Raw genomic sequence first — 7,832 nt, 5'->3', positions numbered from 1 at the left:
GAAGTGCGTGATCGTCTGCTCGGCCGGCAATGACGCGACCGACCGGCCGACGTTCCCCGCGGCACTGTGGAAGGGCGGCGATCCTGCGCTCAACCTGCAGGAGGAAGACCAACTCGCCCGCCACCTCGCCGTGGGTGCGCTCAATCCCCAGAACACGTCAGTGGCGCTGTACAGCAACGTCGGCAGCTGGGTCACGCACTTCGCGCCGGGAACGTCCGTCGTGAGCGTGTTCCCGAGCCTCGAAGGCGGGGTTCAATCCGGTTCGAAAAACGATCGGTACGAGCGGCGCCGGCAGAGCCTGGACCCCGACGACCACACCGGCGGCTTCGCGATCTGGAGCGGCACGTCGTTCGCGTCGCCGTTCGTGGCCGCGATGATCGCACGAGAGCTGACCGCGCCGCTCATGCTGGGCAAGCTTCCCAAAGCCGGCCCGGACGATCCCGTCGTGCGTGCACTCGCTGCGGTGACGAAGATCGACAAGTCTCGCAAGGACGGGAAGCCGCCCCAGTAGTCCACGAATCCGCGGCCCGCGGCAGAGTCGCGCGGGGGTGCCCGGCACGCCATCATGGCTACGTGGCCCCGACCGCGGAGGACTTCTACGAGCGTGGCGTGCTTCAGGCCAACCGAGGTCGTTATGCGCAGGCACGCCGCACTCTGGCGACCGCCGCCACGAAGGCGGCGCGCGAGGGCGATGTCGAGCTGCAGGCACGCATCGCGGGAACGACCGCTTACGTGCTCGCCCGGCTCGGTGACGTCGACAGCGGCGAGAAGCTGTGCCTGGACACACTCGCGCGCGGGGGGCTGTCGCCCGCGGCGGTGGCGCAGCTGCACGGACAGCTGGGCGCGCTCGCGCTCGAACGCGGACTGCTCGACGACGCGGCGGGTTGGCTGACCAAGAGCATCCGTGGTCTGGCCGACTCTCCGGTCCGTCAGGCGAACATGCGACTGAATCGCACTCTCGTCGACATGCAACGAGGGCGCCTGGACGACGTGATGGCAGATCTCGAACTCGCTGAGGCGGCCTACCGTGAGGCTGACCTGGCCGACGCGGTCAATCTCACGATCCACAACCGCGGCTACACGATGATGCTCGCGGGCGACCTGGTGGCCGCGCTGCAGACGATGCAGTCCGTGCGCGAGCCGCTCGACGACGAGTCCGAGCTGTGGGCGGCCGTCAACGAGCTCGATCGCGCCGAGGTGCTGCGTGAGGCGGGGCTCGTCACCGAGGCGGAGCGCAGCCTCGAGAGCGTCTCGCGGGCCTTCGGTCGGCACCATGCGCCGCGCGACCGCGCCACCGCCGAGTACAACCTCGCGCGATCGCTTCTCAGCCACGATCCCGAGCGAGCTGCTCGTGCGGCAGCGGCCGCCGTCCGACACTTCCGCAGCGTCGGCAGCCCGGGGTGGTCGGTGCGAGCTGAAGCCATCCTGCTCCGTGCGCGGCTCGCCGTCGGCCGCGTCGACCGGGCGGGTGCTCCGGTGCGGGTTCCCCGTCGACTGCCCACCGGTGCGGAGGTCGCCGCGGTCGTGGAATCGCTCCGGGCCCACGGCTTCGATTCAGAGGCAGAGGCGCTCCGACTCACCGATGCGCTCGCGCGCATCCGGCGGAATCCGGCCACGGCCATGCCGGCCGTGCGAATCGGGAGCAGCACCCCCCTGGAGACGGCCCTTCTCGCGCACGAGGTGCGCGCCGCGCACGCGGCCGCCCGCCAGCGGGAGACCGAAGCGCGGCGACACGCCGCCCGCGGCCTCGACCAGCTCGAGGGCACCAGCCGCGCCGTGGGCAGCCTCGACCTGCAGGTGTCGGCCGTCATGCGCGGCTCGGGGCTGATCCAATCGGGCCTCTCCTCGGCGGTGCGGTCGGGCCGACCGGACGTCGTCTTCGACTGGTCCGAGCGTGCCCGCATGATGAGCCAGCCGATCCTTCCCGTCCGACCGCCGCCGGACCCGGAGCAGGCCGCCGACCTCGCCGAGCTGCGCGTCCTGCGCGCTGCGGCCGCCGGCGGCGACTGGCTCGCAGATCCTCGCGCGGCCGTGCTGCGCGATCGCGCCAGGGAACGGCAGTGGTCGCGCACAGGAGCGGGCGAGGTCCGCGCGCGGGCGTCGCTGCCCGAGTTGCTGGACGGCCTCGGCGGGAGCGACGTGCTGCTGTCGTACGTCTTCGACGGGATTCGCCTCACCGTCCTCGTGGTCTCGCCCGCCCGCACCGAGCTCGTCCATCTCGATTGGCGGGCGGTGCGGGCGGCGCTCAGCGGGCTGCGCTCCGATCTCGACGTATCGGCCACCGTCCGGGCCGGGCCGATGGCGGGGATCGTGCGCACCGCCCTCGAAGACCGCCTCGCGGCGCTGTCCAGGCTCCTGGTCGAGCCGGTCACTCACCTGCTGCGTTCCTCCTGTCGGATCGTGCTCACCGCGCCGGGCGCGCTCGCCGGGGTGCCGTGGATGATGCTCCCCGCCCTGCGCGCGCGGGTGCTGACCGTCGCGCCATCGGCATCCGGATGGCTGCGCGATCGCAGCGACTCCTGGCTCCCGCCCACGTCCGCGGGATTCGCTGCCGGCCCGCGCGTCGCGCGCGGCGACGAGGAAGTGCAGCGGGCCGCCTCGGCCTGGCTCGATCCCGCGATCCTCGAAGGCGCGAGCGCTTCGGTCGGAGCGGTCGTCGACCTCGCCGCGCACGTGGACGTCCTGCATGTCGCCGCCCACGGGCGCCACACACCCGACAATCCCCTCTTCTCCGGTCTCGAACTCAGCGACGGAGCCCTCTTCGGCTACGACATCGACCTCATCCCCGCTCTTCCGGCTACCGTCGTCCTCTCGGCCTGCGAGGTCGGCCGCTCCTCCGTGCACTGGGGGGAGGAAGCGGTCGGAATGACGCGGGTCTGGCTGCACGCGGGCGCGCGCTGCGTCATCGCAGCACCCGTCATCGTCGCCGATGACGCCGCGTGCGAGCTCCTCGCGGCCATGCACGATGGCCTTGCCGCGGGTGAGATGCCGAGTGAAGCGCTCGCCGCCGCCGCCGAACGAACCGGGATCGTCGCGCCGTTCCAGGCTCACGGCTCGGGTTTCTGATTCTTTCCGGAGACTTCGTATCAGCGATGCAGGAGCGTGCTCTTCCCCTGTGGAACGGCTCACCGGGCCGGCATCGGGGGGTTCCGGCCGTTGGGGGCATCGAGATCCATGGGGCGCGATCGGGGCGCGAGGATCTCACCGGGCTGTTCCGCGGGGGGTGTCGTCAGGCTCAGGTCCGCGACATCCCCCGACACTTCGCCCGAGGGCGCCTCGACTTGCGGGGAACGGCTGCCTCCTTGGCGCGGAAGGCGCCGATCGCCGCCCCTCGATCCGCGGCCGTTCAGCTCCGGGACGAATTGGCCGTGCGTCCGCGCACGATACCGACGAACGCCTCCACTTCGGCCGTCGTGCGGTCGGCCGGCCAGGCCAGTGCCACTGACGAGATCGGGCCATCGCGCAGCGGTCGGTAGGCGGCATCCTTGCGGCGATGCAGGCGCGCGAGCGACATCGGCACGATCACGATGCCGACTCCGGCGGCGACGGTCGCGATCGCCTGCTCGGTGTCGTCGGGCGGGGTGAAGGATGCCGCGGCCGCGCCCGGCACCTCCAGCCCGAGCACGTCATCTGCAGGCACGATCACCACCTCGCCCGCCAGATCGGCGATCACGAGCTCGTCGACGGCGGTCAGGTGCGATTCGGCCGGAACGACGACCACGGTGATCTCGTCGTAGAGCGGAATGACATGCAGGCCTGCGCTGTCGAAGGGCAGTCGCACGATGGCGGCGTCCAGCCCACCCTCGAGCAGCTCGTCGCGCTGCATCGCCATGGGAATCGTGCGCAGCTCGAGTTCCGTCTGCGGCATCCGCTCACGCCAGGCGTCGATCCACCCGCCGGGGGTCGCGCCGGGGATCGCACCGAGCACGAAAGCCGCAGGCGGCGGAGCGGCGATCGGCTCGGGAGCCGGCGCCGGCACCTTCCTGGTCGATCGTGGCGGCGGGGACTTCGCGCCGCGAGCGGAGGCGGCATCCCGATTCGGTCGCGCCGGTCCGCCGGACCTCGCGGGTCGGCCCGGTCGGCCCCGCGAACCGCCGCCCTTCGCCATCACGCCAGCGTAGCCGGGCCGCTAGGGTTCGCTCATGATCGCGATCATCGCCACGGTGTTCGGAGCGCTCGCGGCGCTGCTGCATGTCTACATCTTCGTGATGGAGAGCGTGCAGTGGAGCCAACCGCGCATCTGGAAGCGCTTCGGCGTGCCCGACCAGGCCGCGGCCGACGCGGTCAAGCCGATGGCCTACAACCAGGGCTTCTACAACCTGTTCCTCGCCATCGGCGCGATCCTCGGGATCGTGCTGTTCTGGGCGGGCGGCGAGGACACGCCGCTGTCGGCTGCCGGCTCGGCGCTCGTGCTGTTCAGCCTCGGTTCGATGGTCGCCGCTGCCCTGGTCCTCGTGACCAGCGGCCGCAGGTATCTGCGCGCCGCACTGATCCAGGGCACGCTGCCGCTCATCGGCTTCGTGCTGTTCCTCTTCGCCTGATCGCCGCATCTGCGGGAATGGCGGATGTGCCGGCTCTGCTGAACGCCCCGTCGGCGCGGACGGACCTGATGCTGCGGTCAGCATGCGCCCCACAGACCGCGCCCAGCCGCCGAGGCCTCGGCTTCGAGCGAGCGGAGGAGGGTTTCGTGTCGCGTGTTGGGCGCGAAGACCATCACCGTCCCAGCTCCTTCCCTGACGAGTTCCGCGTTGACGAACCGCCCGTCCGGTGTCCACACATACAGCAGATGCCGGCCGTACTGATCGACCGCGTCACGGTCCGCTGCCGCCCACACCGTCGATCCCGCGGGAAGCATCGCGTTCAGCCGCGCAGTGGCCTCGTCGCCCCAGCACTCCGGTGCGGGTGAGATCTCCGGAGTGTCCACGCCGATCAGTCGGACTCGCGTCGACTCCGCGTCCGTCACGACCGCGTTGGGAACCGCGACGTGCGCGCGCAGCGTATCGCCGTCGTGCACGCTCTCGACCGTCATCTCGAACGCGTTCGCCGGGATGCCTGGCAGCGTCTGCGCAGCGACGTCGGACCCGCCTCGGGTGAGCAGCCACCAGATGCCCACCGCCACGACGGCGAGGCAGAGGATGCCGACCGCAGCCCGTCTTCGCACCCTGCGAGCCTAGGCCGCCGGGCGGACACCGATCTTCGGGCGGGTCAGGCCGCCAGGCGCAGCCCTCGACGGTCGGTGGCGACGCGTTCGCCGTCTGCGATCGTCTCGTCGTCGCCGATGAGCGAGCCGACTGCGATGCGAGCGCCCGTGCCGACGTAGGTGCGCACTCCGATCTTGGCTCCCGCGCCGATCGCGGCGCCGGAACCGATGTGGGCGTGCGGCGCGATGTCGGCCTCGGGACCGATGACGGCATCCGCCTCGACCCAGACTCCCCGCCCCACGTGTGCGCCGGCGGCGATGTGAACACCCGGCTCGACATACGCGCCCGCCTCCACGACGGCGCTCGGGTGCACCTTCGCGCCGTGCGCGATCAGACCCCGCCCGTTCGTGTGCTTGCGATAGCGCAGCATCTCGCCACGGTCGTTCTCGATGTCGACGTAGTTCTTACCCACGATCCCCTCCTGCGGCCCATTGGTGCCGAGTACAGGAATAACCTGATCTCTCACCAATTCATTCCCGCGCATCGGTCTTTTTGGATGCACTTCGATGGCAGCAGTTATTCGGGGTCGAGGCCGGATCGGATTCCCGCAGCGGCCGGTGGGTGCGACGCGCTTCGGCGTCTCGCGCGGCGTCGTGCGCAGGGCGCGAGGTACACCTCCCGCAGCGTCGCGCGCACCGTTCAGACGGTGCTTCTGCCGGCCGGGATGCAGCCGGTCACGAGTCGAATCCCAGACCGAGCGCGTCGAGCGTCTTGAGCAGGAGGTTGCGCCGGCCGCCGTGATGGTCGGCGCGGTCCAGCGACCAGCGGGTCGCGTTGATCCCCAGGAACGCGGCGGGCTCGGGTGGGAACGGAAGCGGCTTCTGCTGGACCATCTGCAGAGAGGTGCGCTCGGTCGGCGTTCCGTCGAGCAGGTCCAGCATCACCTCGCCGGCGAAGCGCGTCGCGGCAACGCCCAGCCCCGTGAATCCGGCCGCATACGCGACCTTGCCGTCGCGAGCGCTGCCGTAGAACGCGCAGAAGCGCGAGCACGTGTCGATGGCCCCGGCCCAGCGGTGGGTGAAGCGCAGGCCTTCGAGCTGCGGGAACATCGTGAAGAAGTGACCGGCGAGCCTCCGGTACGACTCGGGACGGTTCTCGTACTCGGCGCGGACGCGTCCGCCGTAGTGGTAGACGGCGTCGTATCCGCCGAACAGGATCCGTCCGTCCGCGGTCTGGCGGAAGTAGTGGAACTGGTTCGCCAGGTCGCTCAGGCCCTGCCGTCCCCTCCAGCCGATCGCCGCACGCTGCGAGTCGCTGAGCGGCTCGGTCATGAGCACGTAGTCGTAGACGGGCACGGTCATCAACGCGTTCCGGCGCAGCAGTGAGGGGAACACGTTCGTCGCGAGCACCGCGCGAGGCGCGGTCACGCGCCCGTCGCGGGTCACGACCTCGACGCCGTTTACCGACGTGTCGAGGCGACGGACCGGCGAGTGCTCGAAGATCTGGATGCCGCGCTCCTCGGCCGCGCGCGCGAGACCCGCCGCCAGCTTGCCGGGGTGCACGAGGGCGTTCGTGTGTGCCTCGAACACCGCGCCGAGATAGGCGGGCGAGGCGACCTCGGCCTGGAGCTGCGCGCGGTCCAGGCGTTCGACGCCCTGCTCCCCGCGCGCCGCGGCATCCTGAGCCCATTCGTCGAGCCACACGAGCTGATGAGGTTCGGTGGCCACGCCGAGGGCGCCGACGCGCTCCCATTCCGCATCGATCCCCCACTCGGCGATGTCGGCGCCCATCGCGTCGAGGTTCTCCCGGCCCAGCCGGTCGAGGGTGTCGATCTCATCGGGCCAGCGGCTCAGCCCGTTGTCACGACCGTGGGTGAGGCTGGCCTCGCAGAAGCCGCCGTTGCGTCCCGACGCCGCCCACCCGATCGTGCGGGCATCGACGATCGCGATGCGGGCGTCCGGATCGCGCCGTCGGGCGAGGAGCGCCGTCCACAGGCCGGTGTACCCGCCGCCCACGATCACCAGGTCGACGTCCTGGACTCCGCGGACCGATGGCCGATCGGGCTGGTCCGGGATGTCGTCCAGCCAGAAGACGCTCTGCCGCGTCTGATCGAGACTGCGCTCGAGAACGGATGCTGCCGGCCGCTGTCTCTCGAAGACGGTCGTGCCCACGGAAATCACTTCCCTGTCGTTGATTGCCTCCATCTTGGCCGAGACGGAGCCGCCGCCGGGGTTCCGGTCGGTTCTCGACGTGAGGTCACGTCTGGCATCGCGGGCACCAGAACACGTTGCGCTCGCTCGTCGGAGCGGCGCCGAGGCTGCCCTCTCGGATCGTCGCGCCGCAGCGCCGGCACGGCTTCCCCTCGCGGCCGTACACCCAGAAGCGGCGACCCGGACGGTCTTCGCCCGTGAACGTGCGGGCCGCACGGTGCGCGTTCGCGCGGATCATCCGGGCGCCGAGATCGATGAGCGCAGTGGCGTCCACCTCGGTCGCAGGCCTTGCCGGCAGGATGCCGCGGACGAACAGCATCTCGTTCGCGTACACGTTGCCGAACCCGGCGACGTTGCGCTGATCGAGCAGCGCGACGTGAGCGGCCCGCGAATCCGCCCCCACGCGCCGGGATGCCTCTCCCGGGTCCCAGTCGGGTCCGAGCGGATCCGGGCCGAGGTAGTCCACCAGTCGCCCCTCCTC

8 protein-coding genes are annotated in these 7,832 nt (G+C 70.9%); 3 read left to right on the top strand and 5 right to left on the bottom strand.

Annotation, left to right across the window (positions count from 1 at the left end):
• The coding region (locus VFX99_RS02680) for a S8/S53 family peptidase (protein WP_329664774.1) at positions 1-511 on the top strand (511 nt) is incomplete at its 5' end.
• Positions 512-573: 62 nt separating this feature from the next.
• The gene (locus VFX99_RS02675; protein WP_329664773.1) at positions 574-3,066 is read left to right on the top strand and encodes a CHAT domain-containing protein; all 2,493 of its coding nucleotides are present in this window, start codon (positions 574-576) and stop codon (positions 3,064-3,066) included.
• 280 nt (positions 3,067-3,346) lie between these two features.
• Here the strand turns inward: VFX99_RS02675 and VFX99_RS02670 are convergent, their stop codons facing one another.
• Complete coding sequence (locus tag VFX99_RS02670; protein WP_329664772.1) at positions 3,347-3,979, bottom strand: LysR family substrate-binding domain-containing protein; 633 nt, start codon at positions 3,977-3,979, stop codon at positions 3,347-3,349.
• 163 nt (positions 3,980-4,142) lie between these two features.
• On the opposite strand from VFX99_RS02670, the gene VFX99_RS02665 reads away from it, so the two are divergent.
• The gene (locus VFX99_RS02665; RefSeq protein ID WP_329664771.1) at positions 4,143-4,541 is read left to right on the top strand and encodes a DUF1304 domain-containing protein; all 399 of its coding nucleotides are present in this window, start codon (positions 4,143-4,145) and stop codon (positions 4,539-4,541) included.
• Positions 4,542-4,618: 77 nt separating this feature from the next.
• Here the strand turns inward: VFX99_RS02665 and VFX99_RS02660 are convergent, their stop codons facing one another.
• The 4 genes from VFX99_RS02660 to VFX99_RS02645 form a co-directional block, all read right to left on the bottom strand.
• Complete coding sequence (locus VFX99_RS02660; protein WP_329664770.1) at positions 4,619-5,161, bottom strand: thermonuclease family protein; 543 nt, start codon at positions 5,159-5,161, stop codon at positions 4,619-4,621.
• A gap of 44 nt (positions 5,162-5,205) precedes the next feature.
• Positions 5,206-5,613 (bottom strand): transferase, encoded by a 408-nt coding sequence (locus tag VFX99_RS02655; RefSeq protein ID WP_329664769.1) that lies wholly within the window; start codon positions 5,611-5,613, stop codon positions 5,206-5,208.
• A 262-nt stretch (positions 5,614-5,875) separates the two neighbouring features.
• Positions 5,876-7,312 carry an FAD-dependent oxidoreductase gene (locus VFX99_RS02650; protein WP_329664768.1) on the bottom strand — a complete coding sequence of 479 codons (1,437 nt, stop codon included), beginning with the start codon at positions 7,310-7,312 and terminating at the stop codon, positions 5,876-5,878.
• 85 nt (positions 7,313-7,397) lie between these two features.
• Positions 7,398-7,832: zinc finger domain-containing protein (locus VFX99_RS02645; RefSeq protein WP_329664767.1), on the bottom strand; the 435-nt coding region annotated here is incomplete at its 5' end.

It is taken from the genome of Microbacterium sp., from assembly GCF_036277215.1.
Taxonomy (GTDB): domain Bacteria; phylum Actinomycetota; class Actinomycetes; order Actinomycetales; family Microbacteriaceae; genus Microbacterium.
The sequence above is the reverse complement of the archived record's forward strand: the minus strand, read 5'-3'. Positions and strand labels throughout refer to the sequence as shown.

What these genes read in the sequence shown, in the direction of transcription:
- VFX99_RS02665 (WP_329664771.1), top strand. Translation starts at nt 4,143, where the DNA reads ATGATCGCGATCATCGCCACGGTGTTCGGAGCGCTCGCGGCGCTGCTG.